The organism is Streptomyces sp. 2-1, assembly GCF_048564895.1.
In the GTDB taxonomy this organism is placed as follows: Bacteria; Actinomycetota; Actinomycetes; order Streptomycetales; family Streptomycetaceae; genus Streptomyces; species Streptomyces phaeochromogenes.
Map to the genome: position 1 here is coordinate 478,844 of NZ_CP183383.1, position 17,247 is coordinate 496,090.

General features: G+C 71.2%; 15 protein-coding genes. 3 read left to right on the forward strand and 12 right to left on the reverse strand.

The genetic code is table 11. The features are described 5' to 3' along the window. Positions 1–8 precede the first annotated feature (8 nt). From ACN20J_RS02365 to ACN20J_RS02385, 5 genes are all read right to left on the reverse strand, one after another. A complete protein-coding gene (locus ACN20J_RS02365; RefSeq protein ID WP_419665040.1) occupies positions 9–614 on the reverse strand; it encodes a dihydrofolate reductase family protein in 606 nt (201 codons plus the stop codon). 149 nt (positions 615–763) lie between these two features. Then, complete coding sequence (locus ACN20J_RS02370) at positions 764–1,141, reverse strand: fic family toxin-antitoxin system, toxin component (RefSeq protein WP_362303023.1); 378 nt, start codon at positions 1,139–1,141, stop codon at positions 764–766. Next, positions 1,141–1,380: a hypothetical protein gene (locus ACN20J_RS02375; RefSeq protein ID WP_189844351.1), complete on the reverse strand. Its 240-nt coding sequence runs from the start codon at positions 1,378–1,380 to the stop codon at positions 1,141–1,143. Before ACN20J_RS02375 ends, ACN20J_RS02370 begins: the two co-directional genes overlap by 1 nt. A 97-nt stretch (positions 1,381–1,477) precedes the next feature. Beyond that, positions 1,478–1,879, reverse strand: coding sequence for a PPOX class F420-dependent oxidoreductase (locus ACN20J_RS02380; protein WP_419665041.1), 402 nt, complete (start codon positions 1,877–1,879; stop codon positions 1,478–1,480). 14 nt (positions 1,880–1,893) lie between these two features. Next, positions 1,894–2,496, reverse strand: coding sequence for a TetR/AcrR family transcriptional regulator (locus tag ACN20J_RS02385; protein WP_419665042.1), 603 nt, complete (start codon positions 2,494–2,496; stop codon positions 1,894–1,896). Positions 2,497–2,606: 110 nt separating this feature from the next. Here ACN20J_RS02385 and ACN20J_RS02390 point away from each other — a divergent pair, with 110 nt between their 5' ends. Beyond that, on the forward strand, positions 2,607–3,545 hold the full coding sequence (locus ACN20J_RS02390) for an oxidoreductase (RefSeq protein ID WP_419665043.1): 939 nt from the start codon (positions 2,607–2,609) through the stop codon (positions 3,543–3,545). Positions 3,546–3,550: 5 nt separating this feature from the next. Here the strand turns inward: ACN20J_RS02390 and ACN20J_RS02395 are convergent, their stop codons facing one another. The 3 genes from ACN20J_RS02395 to ACN20J_RS02405 are packed head-to-tail and all read right to left on the reverse strand — an operon-like array spanning position 3,551 to position 10,582. After that, the gene (locus ACN20J_RS02395) at positions 3,551–4,498 is read right to left on the reverse strand and encodes an ABC transporter ATP-binding protein (RefSeq protein ID WP_419665044.1); all 948 of its coding nucleotides are present in this window, start codon (positions 4,496–4,498) and stop codon (positions 3,551–3,553) included. Further along, positions 4,491–7,370 (reverse strand): hypothetical protein, encoded by a 2,880-nt coding sequence (locus ACN20J_RS02400; RefSeq protein ID WP_419665045.1) that lies wholly within the window; start codon positions 7,368–7,370, stop codon positions 4,491–4,493. The genes ACN20J_RS02395 and ACN20J_RS02400 overlap by 8 nt, the downstream gene beginning before the upstream one ends. After that, positions 7,367–10,582, reverse strand: coding sequence for an FtsX-like permease family protein (locus tag ACN20J_RS02405; protein ID WP_419665046.1), 3,216 nt, complete (start codon positions 10,580–10,582; stop codon positions 7,367–7,369). The genes ACN20J_RS02400 and ACN20J_RS02405 overlap by 4 nt, the downstream gene beginning before the upstream one ends. 264 nt (positions 10,583–10,846) lie before the next feature. Here ACN20J_RS02405 and ACN20J_RS02410 point away from each other — a divergent pair, with 264 nt between their 5' ends. Next, positions 10,847–11,242 (forward strand): GNAT family N-acetyltransferase, encoded by a 396-nt coding sequence (locus ACN20J_RS02410; RefSeq protein WP_419665047.1) that lies wholly within the window; start codon positions 10,847–10,849, stop codon positions 11,240–11,242. A gap of 173 nt (positions 11,243–11,415) precedes the next feature. After that, on the forward strand, positions 11,416–12,480 hold the full coding sequence (locus ACN20J_RS02415) for a LacI family DNA-binding transcriptional regulator (protein ID WP_419668816.1): 1,065 nt from the start codon (positions 11,416–11,418) through the stop codon (positions 12,478–12,480). On the opposite strand, the gene ACN20J_RS02420 is transcribed toward ACN20J_RS02415, so the two are convergent. The 4 genes from ACN20J_RS02420 to ACN20J_RS02435 are packed head-to-tail and all read right to left on the reverse strand — an operon-like array spanning position 12,443 to position 17,127. Further along, positions 12,443–13,834 carry a glycoside hydrolase family 32 protein gene (locus ACN20J_RS02420; protein ID WP_419665048.1) on the reverse strand — a complete coding sequence of 464 codons (1,392 nt, stop codon included), beginning with the start codon at positions 13,832–13,834 and terminating at the stop codon, positions 12,443–12,445. The two genes, ACN20J_RS02415 and ACN20J_RS02420, sit on opposite strands and share 38 nt — an antisense overlap. Continuing rightward, positions 13,831–14,712 carry a carbohydrate ABC transporter permease gene (locus ACN20J_RS02425; RefSeq protein ID WP_419665049.1) on the reverse strand — a complete coding sequence of 294 codons (882 nt, stop codon included), beginning with the start codon at positions 14,710–14,712 and terminating at the stop codon, positions 13,831–13,833. The genes ACN20J_RS02420 and ACN20J_RS02425 overlap by 4 nt, the downstream gene beginning before the upstream one ends. 13 nt (positions 14,713–14,725) lie before the next feature. Next, a complete protein-coding gene (locus tag ACN20J_RS02430; RefSeq protein ID WP_419665050.1) occupies positions 14,726–15,721 on the reverse strand; it encodes a carbohydrate ABC transporter permease in 996 nt (331 codons plus the stop codon). Continuing rightward, on the reverse strand, positions 15,718–17,127 hold the full coding sequence (locus ACN20J_RS02435) for an extracellular solute-binding protein (protein WP_419665051.1): 1,410 nt from the start codon (positions 17,125–17,127) through the stop codon (positions 15,718–15,720). The genes ACN20J_RS02430 and ACN20J_RS02435 overlap by 4 nt, the downstream gene beginning before the upstream one ends. Positions 17,128–17,247: the final 120 nt, after the last annotated feature.

Below are 17,247 nucleotides of genomic sequence, written 5' to 3' on the forward strand. Positions count from 1 at the left end.
GACGCCCTTTAGTAGCTGTCGTAGCTGGGCTTGCCGTTCGGCCGGTAGGTGCCGACGATGGTGCCGCCCTTCGTCGTCGAGACGCTGACCGGCTCCAGCGCAGCGGGGATCGCTCCGTCGGCGAACAGCCGTTTGCCGGTGCCGATGATCACCGGATGGATGGTCAGCCGGTACTCGTCGACGAGGCCGTGCCGCATGAGGGTCTGGGCGAGGTCGCCGCTGCCGACGACGTTGATGTTGCCGCCGTCGGACGCCTTCAGCTTGCGTACGGCATCGACGGTGTCGCCCTCCAGCAGCGTGGAGTTCTGCCACTCGACGGACGTCAGGGTCCGAGACGCCACGTACTTGTGCATGCTGTTCATCCGATCGGTGAACGGGTTGTCGGGATCGGCGGTCGGCCAGTACGACGCGAAGATCTCGTACGTCTTGCGGCCGAGCAGCATCGCGTCGGCGGGCTCGTACCAACCGGCGATGGCCGCGCCGACCTCGTCGTCGGTCACCGGTTTCTGCCAGCCGCCGTACTCGAAGCCGCTCTCGGCGTCCTCGTCCGGACCGCCCGGCGCCTGCATGACGCCGTCCAGCGTCAGGAACGTGCAAACGATGATCTCGCGCATGGTGCGCTCCCTTCGTCGAAGGGTAGACGGCACGACCGCCGGAAACTCATCGGTGGAACTTCCTCGACGCAGTGCTAAGGCCGTCGTTTGGATCAGCCCGGCTGTGAGATGCGGTATCTCAGTCCGTCACACCAGTGAGGCAGACCCGATCAGGTGACCTGGGGCCAAGTACGCAGCAAGGCGGCGATCCTGGCGGCAGTGCAGGCGGGATCACGCAGCATGTCGCGGAGGGCGACGGCGTTCTCGCGAGTGGGCTTGACCGGGATCCCGGAGGCCTCCAGGTACATCACGCCCGTCGCGGCGGCCACGGCCATGTTGGAGCGCTCCAGCCAGCGGCAGCGCCCGAGGATGTGCACCAGCGCGGCGGCGCGGGCGTAGGGGCCCTCATAGACAGGTGTTTCCAGCAGTTCGGCCCGGTGACAGGCAACCGCAGCCACGGGGACCCCGTAGTCGTCGGGGGCGGGATCCGCCGCACCCGCGACTTCCGCAACCTGCAGGATCCAGGGGACATCGATGTACAGGTCCATCAGGCGGCGTGAGCCCCCGATGAGCGACGGTCGGCGTCTTCGACGTCGTCGAAGACCGCCTGGTGCTCGTCGAGGAAGCGCCTCGCCGCGTCCACGCCTCGTTGACGCAGCCCGCCGACGTCTTCTCGCACGAGAGCAGCGATGTAGTCGCCGACGCTCATGCCGCGATCCTTGGCCCGGGCCGTGGCCAGCTCCGCGATCTCGTCGTCGACGCGCCAGCCCTTCTGTGACTTCGCCATACCCGGATGGTAACAGCTGGTACCAGAAGACGACCGGCCCCGCAGTTGCGAGAGCGCCTCGTCGTGGACGCAGACCTCGTCCTGAGGTGTGCGCTGCTCATGTGCTGATCGCGATGGCGACGAGTCGGCGTTCGCGGCGCGCGATCCGGTCGATGAGGTGCACGAGGCGGTACATGAGGAATCGTCGCTTCATCATTACCTGGACACGGGCGGTCTCCGCGGGATCCAAGAGCCGCGCGGTGGCCGCGACGGTGGGTGCGTCGGCAGGAACGGTGCCCTTCATGTCGCAGGGGGCGATGGTCACTTGCGGGTTGCCGCGGATCCGCTTGGCCTTTCCGGAGTCCGGCGGTGTCAGCGCGTAGAGGGTTCCGTCGTGCACGAGACTGCCGACGGGTGTGGGAACCGGTTGTCCGTTGCGGCGGAAGGTGGTCAAGCTGACGTGCTTGCCCTTGCCGATGCGGTCGAGAGCCCGGTGTAAATCACTGCGAGTGGTGGACATGGAGGTCTCCGAAGCTAGTGGGCGTGCCGGCCGGCGAGGGCGCGGGCGGCGCGCGCAGCCTGCTCTTCGACGGAGGAGCAGGTGTTCCAGGGGACGGGCAGCATGTCCTGCTGCTGGAACAGGGCCAGTCCGTGAGCTGCCGCGGCGACCTGGACGAGCAGCTCGAACGCCTCGTCCGGTTCAGGGGCGATCTCGCTGGTGACGGGCATCAGGTCGTCATGCAGGGCGCGTCCCGCCTCGGCCAGTTCGGGGTGCCGGCTCTTGTCCAGGCCGGCCAGGAAAGTGATGTCGAAGAGGGCGCGCTCTTCGGCGGCGAACCGTACGTAGGCGACGGCGAAGGCCGCCAGCTGCTCGGCCGGGGCCGTGTGCGCGGCGAGCGCGGTGCGGTAGCGGCTCCGTTGCTCCTGGTAGCCCTTCAGGGCCAGCGAAGCCAGCAGGGCCTCCCGGTCGGCGAAGTGCTTGTACGGAGCGGACACGCTCACCCCGGCCCGCCGGCAGGCCTCGGCGAGGGTGAATCCGTACGGACCGCGCTCGCCCACCAGGGCGAGCGCGGCCTCCTCCAGCGCATTGGGCAGGTCTCCGTGGTGGGTTCCGGTGGGACGCCGTTTGACTGCCATGGCTCCAAGGTTAACACTATTTACCAGAGGTAAATGGCATTCACCATTGCGCGGAGTCGCCGCCCTGCCCCCTCAGCGGCCGAGCTCGCGCACGACACCCGGAGGAACCGATGACCCATTCGAAGCCCGCGCGCTGGACAGCCCGCGACATCCCCGACCAGCACGGCCGCACCGCCGTGATCACCGGCGCCAACACCGGCATCGGCTTCGAAACGGCCAAGGCGCTCGCCCTGCGCGGCGCATCCGTGGTCCTGGCGGTACGGGACACCGACAAGGGCAACCGAGCGGCGGACGAAATCACCCTCGCCGCACCGGCGGCGCAGGTACGCGTCCAGCGGCTCGACCTCAGCTCACTCGCATCGGTCCGCGCCGCGGCAGAGGAACTGCGCGGCACCTGCCCCCGGATCGACACGCTGATCAACAACGCGGGCTTGATGTACACCCCGCGCAGCACGACCGCGGACGGCTACGAGCTCCAGTTCGGCACCAACCACCTGGGGCACTTCGCTCTGACCGGACTGCTGCTGGACCTGCTGCCCGCTTCCCCCGCCTCCCGTGTGGTCACCGTCAGCAGCGCGGGACACCGCATGGGTGGCCCGATCGATCTCAACGACCTCGACTGGCGGAGACGCCCCTACGACCGGACCGCCGCCTACGGGCACTCCAAGCTTGCCAACCTGATGTTCACCTACGAACTCCAGCGCAGACTGCCCGCAAGCGGCCCCCTCGCGGTCGCCGCCCATCCGGGCGGCGCGGACACCACCGGCTCCCGGAGCGCGATGTCCCACTCCTCCCCTCTCACACGCACGGCCTTCGCGGCGATCCGGCCGCTGCTCCTCCAGTCGCCCGAAATGGGGGCCCTGCCCGTACTGCGCGCCGCGACCGACCCGGACGTACGCGGAGGCGAGTACTACGGCCCACGCGGCTTCCAGCAGAGCAAGGGCCACCCGAAGGCGGTCCGCTCCAGCCCCCAGTCCTACGACGCGGCCCTCCAACTCCGCCTGTGGTCCCTCTCGGAGGAGCTGACCAGCATCAAATTCCCGTTGTAGAGCCATCACAGATCGGGACCGGGGTCAGGCGCCTGTTCGGTGCGGTCGGGCCACACCCCCACGTGGTCCGGTTCCTCGGTCAGGCGGACGCGGCCGCTCAGGCCGTAGCGCTCCACGTAGTCCCGGGGCAGTTGGAGGCGGCCCGCGCGGTCCAGGACCGTGTACTCCTCCGCTCCCCCGCCGCCCGGCCCGCGCAAAGTCTCCGTCGAGGTGCGGCCGTCGCGGATGCGGACCGTTCGGCGGACCTGCCCGGAGACCAGGGGGTCGTGGGTGACCACCAGGACGGTGGCACCCAGTTCTTCGTTGGCGCGGCGCAGCGCGGCGAACACCTCCTCGGCGCTGGCGGTGTCCAACTCACCGGTGGGCTCGTCGGCGAGCAGCACCTGCGGGGTGTTGGCCGTGGCGACCGCGACGGCCACGCGCTGCTGTTCGCCGCCGGAGAGTTCGGCAGGCCGCCGGTCGCGGCAGTAGGCGACACCCAGGACGTCGAGGAGTTCGGCGGCGCGTGCGGCACGCTGACGGCGCGGCACACGTACGTACTTCATGGGCAGTGCCACGTTCTCCAGGGCGGTCAGATAGGGCAGTAGGTTGCGGCCGGTCTGCTGCCAGACGAAGCCGACGGTGCGGCGGCGGTAGCCGAGCCGCTCTCGCCGCCCCAGCGCGAGCAGGTCGTGCCCCGCGACCCTGGCGCGGCCCGCGGTGGGCAGGTCGAGTCCGGAGAGGATGGACAGCAGGGTCGACTTGCCGGATCCGGACGCGCCGACGAGTGCCGTGCACTCGCCCTCCTCGACCACCAGGTCCAGGCCCTGGAGGGCTTGCACCTCGACCTCGTCGGTGCGGTAGACGCGGACCAGGTTGTCGCATACGACGAGCCCCTCGTCCGCCTGTGGGCGGACGGACTCGCGGGCTCTGTCCTCCAGTTGGCGCAGGTCGCCGGCGTGAGGGTCAGTCACCGTTCCTCCCCAGTCGCAGGACCGCGCCGAGCCCGCGGCGCCGTCCGATCCAGGTCTCCACACCCACCGCCACCACGACCAGCATGCCCAGGCCCGCGCCCAGAGCAGCGGTCAGCAGCAGGTCGGGGTGCGGTGTGGGGGCGGCGGGTCCGCCCGTGAACTCCCGCAGGTCCAGGGCGGGGCCGAGCAGCGCGGGCAGTGTCAGGCCCAGCGCGGTGCCGCCCGCCACCGCCGCCACCACCATCGGCAGCAGCTGCAGGAAGTGCAGTCCGGTGGTGGCCCGGCCGCCCAGGCCGAGCGTGCGCAGGTAGGCGGTGGTGCGGCCGCGCGCCTCGGCGGACAGCAGCAGTTCAAGGACCAGCGCCAGCAGGGCCAGGAGCACGGCGAGTGCGGTGCACGTGGTGTGCGCGGCCCGCAGGACGCTGATCATGCCGTCGGCCGCGGCGTCGGCCTCTTCCTCGGAGCGGATACGCAGTTCACCTACGGCCGTGTCGTGTCCGGCGCGCGGCACCAGGGACCGCAGGGTCTGTACGTCCAGGTGTGGGCCGTACAGCAGCAGCGAGGAGCCCTCGTAGTCGCTGGCCCCGATCGCCGTCAGGTCACGGTTGTCGGCGAGCAGCAGTCGTTCTCTGGACGGTGTCGTGCCGCGGACCGGGCCCAGTGCCGGGTCCTGGAGTACGTCGTCGGGGAGGGGGCCGGCGACGCGCAGGTCCATTTTCCTGCCGTGCAAGGTGACGGTGAGCCGGTCGCCTGCGCGGGCCCCAGTGGCCAGCACCCGGATGCCCGTACCGGACCGCGGGCCGGTGAGCCCGGCGGCGTCCAGAGCGCGGGCCGCGGGCGAATGGGGCGCTGCCGCCCGCAGACGAGCGCCGTCGATGCCGACCAGGCTCGCGATGCCGTACCGGCTGCCGCTCGTCGCGCTCGTCGGGTCCACGCGCAACTGCCGGACACTGACGGTCTCTCGTACCCCGCGCACCTGTGCCAGCCGCTCGGCGACGGCGGGACTGCGTTGTGCGCCGAGGTAGGAGGCGTCCGCGCCGACCTGCCATCCGGCAGCCTCACGGCGCCCCTCCGCCAGTGTCCCGGCCACGAAGCCGCCGAACACCGCTCCGGCCAAGGTCACCACCAGGACCAGCAGGGCGAGAGCCCGGGCGGGCGCTTCCTTCGCGGCCCGGGACAGCGCGATCAGTGCCACCACACCGCGCCGCCGGGCCGACATGCGCGCCAGGATCCGTACCGGCAGCGGATAGCAGCGCACCAGAACAGCGACGGTGGCCAGTCCCAGCAGCGCAGGCACCGCGGCCAGCAGCGGGTCCGGCCCGGCCTCGGCAGCCGTGCCTCTTGTCCGCAGCGCGGCGACACCGGCCGCGGCCAGGAGCAGGACCACTGCCTCGGCAGTCAGGCGGCGGCCCGCCGAGAACGGGGCAGACCCGTCTCCGGTACGCGCGGAACGGTCGCGCAGGGCATGCCAGGTGAGAGCGGGCAGCAGCAGCCAGACCAGCCCGGCCACCAGCAGCGCCTGCCCGTAGGCGGGCGAAGGGCCGGGCAGCGACCGGGCGGCGGCGATGCCCGCCACGAGCCCGAGCAGCACAGCCGGCGCCGTGTGGACCGCCCTCGCCAGCGCCAGTCCTGTCGCGGAGGCGCCGCGGGCACGCTGCAGCCGATGCGCGTCCAGGCTGCGGCGCACCGCGAGCAGCGCCGTCACCGCGGCGGCGAGCAAACCGACGACGAGCAGGGACGCCAGCGCGAAGGAGATCACCACACGGCCCTGGCGCCATTGCCGGCCGAAGTCGGTGAGCGCGTCGGGAAGATGCGTGCTGTGCTGCAGGGTGGAGGCCGGGTGCGGGCCGATCTCGCAGAACATGCCGCCGAAGTCGGCGATGTCACCGCAGAAGACGGACCGCGCGTCGTCCGGGTATCGCACCAACAGCCGCTGCAGTTCCCCCTGTCCCTGATCACCGGCGAACCGTGCGGCGGTCCCCTCATCAAGATCCAGGCGCATTCCCCACGTGACCGTCAGCACCGCCCCGGCCTGCGCCTGCAGAGCCGTGACGGTACCGGGTGCGACCAACGCACGGGCCTCCCAGTCCAGCCCGGCAGCACTACGCGGCGGAAACCTCGAAGGGCCCGCCAGCAACGGCACTTCATGCCACAACCGGTCCCCACCCTCAGCGCTGGCGGCCTTCGCGCCGCCGCTCGTGGCATCAGCGCCCTTGGTGCCGGCCCCCTCCGCGTCGCCGCCATTGGTGCCGACGCCGTCCGTGGTGAAGAACCCGACGACCACGGCGGTGGCCTGGACATTTTCCAACGCGCCGGGGCTGAGCGGGAGTTTCTGCCCCAGCCGCAGCTTCAGCGCGTCGCGAGTCCGGGTGGAGACGGCGATCTCGACCCGCTTACCGCTCCGGGCAGGCGGCCTCCCCTCCACGTAGGCCCCGCGGCCCGGCGCGTCGGAGGCATACACCAGGCCCAGACCCGCCTCCCCCGCTCCCACAACGGTGCGCAGGAACGGCAGCTCCACCCGCGTCGAGTCGTGCACGAGGCCGCCGTTCAGGGCATCGGGAGCCGCGTTGGCGATCACCTCGGTGACCGGGAGCAGGTCCTCGGCCAGGTCACTGGCCCAGGCATCGGCGTCCGCGCTGTCCGCCGGCTCGAACCGCGCGCTGAACAGAATGCCGGGCTCCACTTGTTGCTCCTGCTCCAGCCGCGAGGCCAGAGCCCGCCCGGCGAGCCGGTCCAGGAGTCCGGGACCCGCGGCGGCGACCGCGGTGAGCAGCGCCACCAGCACGGCCAGGCAGACCAGCAACGGCACATCGGCGCGCACCTCGCGCACAGCAACCCAGCGCAGCGGCCGTACCGATCGCCTCACCTTCACCGGTCCTCCCCCGCGCGCAGCACCCGCGCCAGATCGACCCGCCCCAAAAAGCGGGCGGCGACCGTCACGACCGCGCAGATCACCAGCGTCGTCGCCCCCGCCGTGAGGGCCACCCGCGCCCAGGGCACGTCGGTGAGCAGCCCCGGGTAGACCGGCCTGCCGGTGTCATCGACCGTCACCACCGGCATCACCAGTGCGGCCAGCACGGTCCCCAGCACCGTGCCCAGCACCGCCGCCACCGCGGCCAGCACCAGTTGCTCCGTCCACAGATACGCCGCCAACTGCCCACGCCGCACACCCAAAGCCCGCAGCAACGCGAACTCCCGCGTCCTGGCCCGTACCGACAGTGCCGTATGCAGGGTGAAACCGACGACCGCGAACGCGGGCGCCAGGACCAGACACAGGGTCAGTGCCCCGCGTGCCCCCTGACGCAACGGGTCAGCGGCCAGCCGAGCTCGCATCTGCGGCACGTCGACAGCCGTACCCAGACGGGGATCGGCACGCACAGCCCTGAGCGCGGCCGTCGCGTCTCCGTTCTCGGCGGCGACCCACCAGGCGGACTCGGCAGCAGGCAGGGTTCCGCCGAGCACGAACTGGGCGGCCAGCGCCCGGGAATCGGCCAGCAGCCGCGGCCGGTCACGGTCCGCTCCCGGCACCGCATCGATCTTCCCTACGATCTTGATGCGGGCGGTGCCTCCACCGGCGCGCTGGACCGTGACCGTGTCCCCCACCCGGGCCACACCCGAGGACAGCAGCGTGCGGTCGGCCAGCGCGGGCACAGGCGGACTCCCCTTGGCGCGGTCGGTGCCCAACCGCATGCTCCAGGTCGGGTACTTGAGCGTGGTGTCCGGCCCGCGCAGCACCGCGTCCAGGAGCGTGCCGGGCGCCGACCGGTCGGAACACAGCACCGGCCCCGGAGCAGTGCCCGGCAGCCGACGCGCCTTCGCATCAGGGCATCCGGCGATCTTCCGGTCCGGGGCGTCGGTACGCAGATCGTGCCAGGCAGAAGGCCGGGTGAGGCTGGGTACGCGGTCGACGGCGAGATGGTACGTGCGCCGTACCCTCTCGCCGGTCATGCTCACTCCGAGCTGGACGATCCGTGCGCCTTCGCCGGCGACCGGGACCTTCAGGCGCACGGTACGGGCCTCACCATCGGTGTCCTTGAGGACGGCCTCGCTCGCTCGGGTGAGACCGTCGGCGTCGATGAAGTGCACGGTGAGCGTGAGGGGCACCGGGGTGCCGGGCCCGTCGGCGGACAGCCGCACACGCAACGGGAGTTCACCCGCCGCACCACTCAACGGCAGCCCGTGGACGGGAATGTTCCGGCCCAACGGAGCGACCAGCTCGGACACCGGCCGGTCACTGAGGTCGGGACGCAGGGCGGGGGCTGGGCCGCGTGCGGTGTTGACACCGGTGACGGTGACCCAGCTCTGGCCGAGGTATCCGTTCGCCTCCACCACCGGAGTCACCGCCCCGGCGCCCGGCAGTGCGCCGTACGCGGCGCGCCGCTCGGCGGTCGCGAGCCGCTCGCCGGGGAGGATCCGCAGGTCGGCGCCGACTCTGAACACCGCCTGGTCGTGGTCGCCACGGTCCAGGATGGCCAGTGCGGTGCTGCTCAGCGCGGCGACGGCCAGGGCGAGTGTCACCAGCAGCGCGGGACCGGCGTGCCGCGCAGCACGCCGCGCGATCTGCCAGCCCCCCAGCGGCAGGACCAGTCCGGTGCCGCGCCGCGCGAGGGGATCCGCGATCCGCGCGGCCAGCGGCAGCGCCCGCAGCACCAGCAACGCCGCCGCACACGTCATCGCCACAGGAGCCAGCACCAGCACCGGGTCGACTCCCCCACCGGTGACCGGCGAGCGGTACTGCCGCAACTGCAGCCAGCCCAGCATCGCCACAGCGGCCAGCGCCACATCCGCACCCAGCCGCTGCGCCCCCGCGAACCGTCCCAGACGCAGCCGGAGTCTGCGCACCGCCTGCCGGTCCCGCACGGTCCGTATGGTCGGCCACAGCAACGCCGTACCGTGCACCACGACAGCCAGCAGTGCGGCCACCCAGCCCGCCGCCAAGGTCGCCGTCGCCGGCACATCGCCGGGAATCAGACCGGCCCCGTCCAGAAGACGCAGCAGCGGACCGGCAAGGAACGGCGCGGCCACTCCCGCCGGCACCGCAACCACCGCCCACTGCAACGCCGTTGCCACAGCCAGCCGTAACGTTCCGGCACCCCGCGCGGCGAGCAACGCAAGCTCGGCACGACGGTGCTCGGCGAGCTGACGCGCAGTGAGCACGAGAGCAGCCACAGCCAGGGCAGCGAGCAGCGTCGCCGGAATGTAGAGGCCTGCGCGCGCCACCGCGATCGGCGTTGTCAGGTCGTCGAGCGCGTTGTCGAGCGTGGACCTGGCCTTGAGCTCGGCCGTGGGCGGAGCACCGCGGAAGACGGACAGTGAAACGTCACTGCCGCCGAACGCGTCGGCACGCCGCTGCAACGGCCCGATGTCACCGAGCCCAAGCCCGCCGACGTCCGGCACACCCAGCCACAGCGCATCGGCGTCCCTGGTCAGATCCGGCACCGCGGCAAGCGCATCACGCGACACCAGCACCATCGACTCGGCCGACCTGAAGGTAGGACTCAGGCTTGCCCAGACGGCCGGGCTACGGCCGCCCACCCGGTACAGCCCGGCCACCCTCATCCGGACCTGCCGACCGCTGTCGGGCTGCACCCGCAGTTCGTCCCCGGGCCGCACCGCCAGTTCCGCGGCGAACACTTCACTCACCGCGGTCTCGACCACCGCCCCATCACCACCGCCCGCCCGCGGCCAGCGCCCCGCCACCAACTCGGCATGCCGCTGCGGCTGCTGGAGGGCAACGAGAGTGACGACAGCGTCGTCCCGCCTGCGGCCGTCCGCCTCGGTCACGCTGAGTGCGGCGGACCGGCTGGCCGGGACCCGTAACGCGGACCAGGTGTGATGCGGCACGCCACCGAAGGCGCGGTCGACAGCAGCGCGTACGAGACCATCGACTTCTCCCGCGCCGCGCGGCCGGTACGCTCCGGAGACCTCGACCACCGCCCCCGGGTCACGGGCCAGCCGCCGCTGTATCCCGCCCTCGACGGCCTTCTCGGTGAGCGCCGCGAGCGCGGCCAGTACGGTGGCAGCGAGCAGCACCGCAAGGCCCGCGGCGCCCAGTACCAGGCCATGGTGCGCGGTTCCACGCACTGCGGTAGGCGCACGTCTCCCGCTCAACTCGCCGGTCTCCCCCCGTACGACCCGCCACAGTATGGGTCCGTTCCTCCGGGACCCGCAATCGTCCGGATCGACCCGGCGAAACCGCCATTCATGCCCAACGGGGACGAGACCTGTGCCCAACAGGGCTTGAACCGACCCCACACATCAAGCCCGATCCCGCTCCGGCACCTCGTCGGCCTCGCACCCAGGCATTGGCATTGGCACGGCCAGCAAGACGGACATTACGATCGGGCGGTGACGATCAAGTACGAGTGGCGGGGTGACTTCGGCAACGCTGCCCTCAACGCGCTCCACGCTGACGGCTTCGGCCACCCGGTCGCTCGGACCGACTGGCGAGAACGACTCGAACGCCACAGTCTCGGCTGGGTCTGCGCCTGGGAGGACGGCTCGCTGATCGGCTTCGTCAACGTCGCCTGGGACGGGGGCGTCCATGCCTTTATCCTGGACACAGTGGTCGCATGGCATCGCCGGGCGAGCGGTATCGGTGCCGCCCTGGTCGCGACCGCGGCCCGCGAAGCCCGTACTGCGAAGTGCGAGTGGCTCCACGTCGACTTCGAGGAGCACCTGCGTTCGTTCTATTTCGACGCCTGCGGCTTCAAGGAGACGACAGCTGGTCTCATCGCTCTCTAGCTCCGTGGGCCAAAGACGTCACCTTCAGCGAGGGCGCCAGTCGGGGGAATCCGGTGATCACATCGGACACCCACGCCGCGACGCCCTGAGGATCTCCCGTGTGCCGTGGCGCTCCCCGCGGATAGGGTGGACGGAGATCGACAGGGACGGGCTGGGTGAGGGCGGCGGACGGCGTGGGCGGTGCCGAGGAGAGCAGGAACACGGGCACCGGGCGCCCGACGTCACGGGACGTCGCCCGGATCGCCGGCGTGTCGCACACCGCGGTGTCCTTCGTGTTCAACGGCCGCGCCGAGGGCAACCTCTCACCCGCCACCCAGGAACGCATCCGGCAGGCCGCGGCCCAGCTGGGCTACCGCCCCGACCCGGTGGCCCGGGGTCTGCGCCGCCGCCGTACGGCCGTGATCGGGCTGGTCACCGACGAGATCGCGTCCTCGCCGTTCGCCGGCCGGCTGCTGCGCGGCGCCATGGAGACCGCCTGGGACAGGGACCATCTCGTCCTCACCGTCGACTCCGGCGGTGACCCGGCCAAGGAGGACGCGGCCGTCGCGGAACTGCTCAACCGGCGCGTGGACGGCATCATCTACGCGGCCATGTCACTGCGCCGGGTCCGCGTCCCCGAGGGCCTGCGCCGCACCCACTCCGTGCTGGCCAACTGCCTGCCCGAGGACGACTCCCTGCCCGCCGTGGTCCCCGCCGAGCGCGCCGGTGGCCGTACCGCGGCCCGGCTGCTGCTCGGTGCGGGCCACCGCCGGCTCGCCGTGATCGGCGGTCTGGACGACATCGCCTCGGTGGAACGTACCCGCGGCTTCCGGGACGCGCTGCGCGCCGAGGGCGTCACCGTGCCCGCGGAGTGGATCGTGCGCGGCGGCGGGGAGATCTCCGCAGGGTACGCGGGGGCGCTGCGCCTGCTCGACGGGGTCGAGCCGGGCCGTCGCCCCACCGGCGTCCTGTGCTACAACGACCGGGTCGCGGCGGGCGTCCTGCACGCCGCGACCCGGCTCGGCATCGACGTGCCCGCCGATCTGTCGGTGGTCGGCTACGACGACCAGGAGCACATGGCCGCGTTCCTCACCCCGCCGCTCACCTCGGTCGCGCTGCCGCACCGGGCGATGGGCGAGGCGGCGACCCGGCTGCTCCTCGACGCCATCGAAGCCGACCGTACGCCGCCCGCGACCGTCCGGCGCCTGGCCTGCCCTGTGGTCAGCCGCGCCTCCGTGGGTCCGGCGCCCACCCGGTGACCCGGGCACCGGGCCCGTCGACGACCAGCTCGGCGATGTCACCGGGGCGCCGGTAGACGCGCTCGGTGACCATGGCCCGTTCCGCGACGAAGAGTTCGAGGAGCGAACCGTCGACGAGCAGCCGGAGTGCGAGTTCCGGCGCCTTCGGCACCTGCACGGTGATCGGGGCGGAGCCTTCCCTGCCGGTCCGGGGCCAGGCGCCGCGGTCGAGGACGACGGTCCCCGAGGCAGGGTCCGCCCGGACGGTCAGCTCCCGGCCCGACGCGTCCCGCAGCAGGCTCACCGTGGTCGGTTCGCGTGCGGTGACCGTCAGGTCGTACGTGTATGGAAGCGGAACCCGGCCCGGGGCGGTGACGAACGGCTCGGCCGGGCGCAGCAGGTCGAGTTCCGGGGCCGGACTCACCCGCAGTGAACCGTCGGGGTGGACGTCGACGACCCGTGGCGCGGTGAGTACACCTGCCCATCCGGCCCGGTCCACCTCCTCCTGCGGGCGGGCCTCCCACGACCAGCCCCACAGCAGTGCGCGGTCCGGCTCCTGGAGCACGGCAGGAGCGTAGAAGTCCCGTCCTTGGTCAAGTCGGCCGCCTGCACGTGGCACAAACCTCAACGCGCCCTGGCCATCGGTCTGCAGACGGCCCGTCAGATACCCAGTGGAGCAGGGGTCTCCGTCCCATAGAGACACCAGGAGTACGTGGTCGCCGCCTGCTGTCTCGTACAGGTGCGGGCACTCCCAACCCACCGACTTGTCGCCGAACGCGCCCGCGGCCACCGGGTCCTTGCCCTCCAGCAGTACACCGGCGAACCGCCAGTCGGTCAGGTCGTCGCAGTCGTAGAGCAGGACCGACGGTGTGCCGTCGGCGTGCCCGGCGCCGACGAGGGCCCAGCGCCTGTCCGCGAGGCGGAAGACGAACGGGTCGCGGAACATCACCACGTCCAGTCCCGGCGGCGGCCCTGCCACCACCGGCGTCGGCAGCGGCTTCCACTCGGTCAGCCGGTCGTCGTCCGGGTCCGCCGCCCGGGCCAGGCAGATGGTGCCGAGTCCGGTGTGGGCATGGTCGACTCCCGTGTACACGGCGGTCGGTGTGCCGTCGTCGTCGGTCACGCAGCCCGACCAGCAGCCGGCCTCGTCGGGGCCGCCGGGTGTCGGGGGGAGCGCGATCGGGTGGTGCTCCCAGTGCGCGAGGTCGGTGCTGGAGGCATGACCCCAGTGGACGTTCGCGTGCACCGGTGCGTCTGGGTTGTGCTGGTAGAAGAGGTGGTAGCGGTCCCGCCAACGGAACGGCCCATTGGGGTCGTTGATCCAGCCGGCGGGCGGACGGACCCTGAAACGCGGCGCGTTGGGGTCATTGCTCAACGGTTGACTCCTGCGGACGTGATGCCCTCGCGCAGAGGGCGCTGGCCGACGACGAACACGGCGACGGCGGGAAGCATCGAGAGCACGACCCCGGCCAGGACGACCGAGATGGACCCGGTGCCGAGGTTGCCCTGGAGGGAGACCAGACCCAGCGGAAGCGTGTAGTTCTGGCTGGAGGTCTCCAGGATCAGCGGGCGGAAGAACTCGTTCCAGTGGTAGTTGAAGGCCAGTACGCCGACGATCGCCAGGCCGGGTGTGGCCAGCGGCGCGTACACCGAGCGGAAGATCCGCCAGGGCCCCGCGCCGTCCAGCATGGCCGCCTCGCCCAGGTCCTTCGGCATACCGAGGAAGTACTGGCGCATCAGGAAGGTGCCGAAGGCGGTCGGGAAGGCCGGGATGATCAGTCCGAGGAGCGTGTCGGTGAGGCTCATCGACTTCAGCACCAGGAACACCGGCACGATGGTGACCTGCAACGGCACCATCATGGTCGCCAGGACCAGGCCGAAGAGCGGCTTCTTGAAACGGAACTCCAGGCGCGCGAAGGCGTATCCGGCCAGGCCCGCCGTGATCATCTGGCCGACGGCGATCAGCGCCGTCACCAGCGTGGAGTTCAGGGCTAGCAGCCACACGTCGATCTGTTGGAAGACCCCCCGGTAGGCCTCGGTCGTCGGGTGCGTCGGGATGATCTGCGGGGGCAGGTCGAAGGACTGGGCCGGAGTGCGCAGTGAGGTGGCGACGGTCCAGATGACCGGGCCCAGCGTCAGCAGGGCGCACACGGTCAGTGCGGTGATCCGGGCCCAGGGGGCGAGTGAGTGACGTGCGCGACTCAGAGTCGGGGTCGCTTTCAGGGGCGGGGTTGCTTGGCTCAAAGCGCTCATGCGGCTCACCGGCTCACTGGTAGTGGACGAAACGCCGGCTGAGCCGGAACTGGAGGGCGGTGACGGCCATGATCAGCACGAAGAGCAGCACGCCCACCGCGGATGCCTCGCCGAAGTCGAGCTGCTCGAAGGCCCTCTCGTAGATCACCATCACCACGGTGCGGGTGGCGTCGCCGGGTCCGCCGTCGGTGAGGACGTAGGGCTGTTCGAAGACCTGGAGGGCGTTGATGATGCCGACCACCGACGCGACGAGCAGTGTCGGCGACAGCAGCGGCAGCGTGATGCCGAGGTGCTTGCGCAGGCCGGTCGCGCCGTCGAGGGCGGCGGCCTCGTGGATCTCCTTGGGGATGTTGTTCAGACCGCCGACGAACAGCAGGAACGAGAAACCGAACTGCTGCCAGACATAGACCAGGATCACCGTGGCCATCGCCGCGTGCTCCGAGGTCAGCCAGGGCACGGGCGCGACGCCGACCAGGCCGATCAGCCAGTTCACCACCCCGAAGTCCTGGTTGAACAGGTACTTCATCACCACCGAGATAGACGCGGCGGACAGTATCAGGGGGAAGAAGAACGCCGAACGGAAGACCGACCGCAGCCACACCGGCATCCGCCCGTTCAGCGCGAGTGCCAGCGTCAGCGCGATCAGCAGTTGCAGCGCGACCGCGAGGACCATGAAGAGGAGCGTGTTGCGGAAGGAGACCAGGACGGTCGAGTCCGTGAAGGTCGTGCGGTAGTTGGCGCCGCCGGCGAAACGGGGCGGGTCGATCACGTTCCAGTGGAACAGGCTCAGCACGATGGACCCGATGATCGGCACGACCGTGAAGACGACGATGCCGACGACCGTGGGCGCCAGGAACAGTGCGGCCAGCAGCCGGGCGCCACGGTCGCGGACGGACGGCCGCACTGCGGCGGCGGGTGGCGTGGCGGACTGCGGACGTACGGCCCGGACCTGGGAGTTCGGATCCTGGGAGTTCGGGACCTGGGAGTTCGGGACCTGGGTGTTGGTCATACCTCACGCTCCATGGCCTGCTCCAGGTCGCCCTGCATCCGTCGCAGCGCGGGACCCACCGCACGCGGCGAGGCCAGCGCGGTGCCGGTGTGCTTGAGCAGGACGTCGGTCACCTCGGCGACCTGCGGGGGCGCGGGGATCGGGCCGGTGTCGGGGAACCGGTCGAGGGTGTCGTAGAAGACCTGCCAGTGGGCCGGGCCGCTCGCGGCGTAGCGGGCGGCGTTCAGCGTCGAACGCCGGGCCGGGGTGGTCTGGTTGCCGCGGAGCAGCCGGGTCATGGTGTCCTTGCGGGCCGTGTACTTGATGAACTCCCAGGCGGCTTCCTGCTTCTTCGAGGTGCGCAGCAGCGCGTAGCCCGCTGCGCCGAACTGGTGGCGCTGGGTGCGCCAGCGCGGGAAGTACTGCACGTCGTAGTCGGCGGCCCGCATGCCGGCCAGCTGCAGGCCGCCCGCCCAGAAGCCGCCCGCCGGTGTGACGCCGACGCGGCCGGTGGAGAACACGCCGACCAGATTGTTGCCGTTGCCGCCCTCGGGCCGGCTGCACAGGTCCTCCTGGACGAGGGAGGCGAGATAGTCGTACGCCTCCTCCACCCGGTCGGATGTGGCCTGCGGGGTCGTCCAGCGGAAGCCTCCGCCGCGCCCCTTTCGGTCGGCGGCCGGGTAGAAGGTGTCCCACAGCCAGGAGCCTCCGGGCGCCTTCGACTCCTTCAGCAGGTTCGTGCCGTTCGCGAAGAGCCAGGGCACCACGCCGCCCCACAGCCGGTTGGTCCAGAAGTACGGCGTGAAGTGCGCGCCGCCGGAACGCTTCAGCTCCCGCAGCAGCGCGGTGAAGTCGTCGCGGCTCCAGTCGGCCGCCGGGAACCCCGCGCCGGCCCGCTTCAGTACCTGCTTGTTGAGGTACATGTCGGCGGCGTTGAACTCCACGGGCAGCTGGTAGAGGTTGCCCTCGTACATCATCGACTCCACCAGCGAGGGGTGGACGTCGGCGAAGTACTCACGCAGCTCCGCCGCGTCCCGCCGCACCCAGCGGTCCAGTGACACGCCGAGTCGCTGGGCGAACAGCTGCACGCCCTCGGTGGCCACGTACACGAGGTCGGGGGCGGTGCCCGCGGCGATCTGGGTGAGGATCTTCGCGAAGAAGTCCGACCAGTCGACGGCCTGCACCGCGTTCACCCGCAGCGGGATGTCGGGGTGTATCCGGTGGAAGCCCTTGGTGAGAGCGTCGACGGTGGCCGGGTCGAAGGCGGAGCCGAGGGTGGCGACGACGAGGGAGCCGTCGTCACGGCCGGGGATGTCGGCTCCCGTGAGCCGGTCCCAGCTCGCGGCGGTACCGGCCAGGGCAGCTGCTCCGGCCCCGTATGCGCCGTACCGCAGCAGCGTGCGGCGGGGGATGTGCGAGTCAGTCATCGAACGGGCCTAACTCGTGTTAGTTCAGGGGTGATGACCCAGATGATGGGAACCGGGCGGCAGACCTGTCAAGGGTCGGGAAGGCTTGACCTTTAACGAGTTAGGTCTACAGTCCTCGTT

What these genes read in the sequence shown, in the direction of transcription:
- ACN20J_RS02375 (WP_189844351.1), bottom strand. Translation starts at nt 1,380, where the DNA reads ATGGCGAAGTCACAGAAGGGCTGGCGCGTCGACGACGAGATCGCGGAG.
- ACN20J_RS02430 (WP_419665050.1), bottom strand. Translation starts at nt 15,721, where the DNA reads ATGACCAACACCCAGGTCCCGAACTCCCAGGTCCCGAACTCCCAGGAT.
- ACN20J_RS02380 (WP_419665041.1), bottom strand. Translation starts at nt 1,879, where the DNA reads ATGTCCACCACTCGCAGTGATTTACACCGGGCTCTCGACCGCATCGGC.
- ACN20J_RS02425 (WP_419665049.1), bottom strand. Translation starts at nt 14,712, where the DNA reads ATGAGCGCTTTGAGCCAAGCAACCCCGCCCCTGAAAGCGACCCCGACT.
- ACN20J_RS02435 (WP_419665051.1), bottom strand. Translation starts at nt 17,127, where the DNA reads ATGACTGACTCGCACATCCCCCGCCGCACGCTGCTGCGGTACGGCGCA.
- ACN20J_RS02370 (WP_362303023.1), bottom strand. Translation starts at nt 1,141, where the DNA reads ATGGACCTGTACATCGATGTCCCCTGGATCCTGCAGGTTGCGGAAGTC.
- ACN20J_RS02390 (WP_419665043.1), top strand. Translation starts at nt 2,607, where the DNA reads ATGACCCATTCGAAGCCCGCGCGCTGGACAGCCCGCGACATCCCCGAC.
- ACN20J_RS02365 (WP_419665040.1), bottom strand. Translation starts at nt 614, where the DNA reads ATGCGCGAGATCATCGTTTGCACGTTCCTGACGCTGGACGGCGTCATG.
- ACN20J_RS02385 (WP_419665042.1), bottom strand. Translation starts at nt 2,496, where the DNA reads ATGGCAGTCAAACGGCGTCCCACCGGAACCCACCACGGAGACCTGCCC.